The following is a 1172-nucleotide window of genomic DNA, read 5'->3' as shown; positions in this document are numbered from 1 at the left end:
CCGAAACGGCCGGATCCGCGGTGCGCAGGATCGCGCCTGGCAGCGGCAGCAGGCCGTATACCACGGCCAGCGCCGTCACGGCAAGTAGCCCGCCGAGCAGCATCCATCCGGCCTCCAGCGAGCGGCGGGCGCTCAGGGGCTTAGCCGTGGCTAACACTGCCAGCGCCGCAGCAAATACGCCCAAGAACGCCCACAGCCGCAGGGCCTCCACCGTCGATTGAACCGACAACGGCCCCGCGGCCAGCCGCCAACCGTATCCCGCTGCTATGACAAAGGGACCTGCGGCCAGCAGCAAGGCACACCGAACGCTTGGCTCTGCCCATAACCCCGCCCGAGGCGCAGCGCCTCCAAGCTCATACGGTCCAAGCTCATGTGACCCAAAACCTGTCTTCACGCTCCGCCCGAAACCAGACAAGATGGCCCATCCTCCTGCAGCCACCGCACCAGCAATGAGCCAGACGGACACCAGCAGCAGCGCACCCGGCCGCCCCGTCCAATACAGACCTTGATTCAAACAAACCCATACGCCGCTCAGCCAAACCGCCGCAGTAACTCCCCAAACATGCCAATGCCGCACACCCTCCACCTCCTCATCCTTATCCTTGTTCGTTCAGCCTAACTTCTACCTCTCGTTGCATTCTCCACGTTCTACCTCTTTTTAAGTAATCTTCTACTTCTTCGCCTCTTCGCTTCTTTATTTCTTCACTTCTCCACTTCCTCAATTACTCAATTTCTCATTTCCTCAATATCTAACTCTCTCAATTTCTAACTTTCTCAATTTCTAACTTTCTCTACTTCTTCTACCTCTCCAATCTCCCAACCTCTCCCGCCTCTCCCCCCTTCTGCCGTCCCTTTACCTCATCCGTTGCCATTTCAGCCCTGCTAAGTCGACCTCGAACTTTCGACCAATTCGCTTTACTCCATTCATTGGCAAGTTCATTGCAGGGTATTCTCCTGGGGGCGGAGTCGCCTGTATAAATAAATGTAAAAGTGCAGTTATTTTCCGGCTTTAGCGGGGATTTTTTTAAAATAACTGCAAAAGTACAGTTCAATTCCGGCAAAAACGGCGATTTCCCCAAAATCGCAGAAAAACAACTGTACTTTTGCAGTTATCGGGCATCTCACTCCCCTCCCCCGAGCATACCAGCGGCGCTCCGCAACCCCAGCTTAAA

Annotated in this window: 1 pseudogene; it reads right to left on the bottom strand. The window is 55.2% G+C overall.

Annotation, left to right across the window (positions count from 1 at the left end):
* Positions 1–577, bottom strand: a pseudogene (locus POTG_RS22535) (hypothetical protein); the annotation flags it as partial.
* Positions 578–1172: the final 595 nt, after the last annotated feature.

Origin of the sequence: Paenibacillus sp. oral taxon 786 str. D14, assembly GCF_000159955.1 — a bacterium.
Classification (GTDB): Bacteria; Bacillota; Bacilli; order Paenibacillales; family Paenibacillaceae; genus Fontibacillus; species Fontibacillus phoenicis.
Note: the sequence above shows the minus strand (reverse complement) of the source record. Positions and strands in the feature narration are given on the sequence as shown.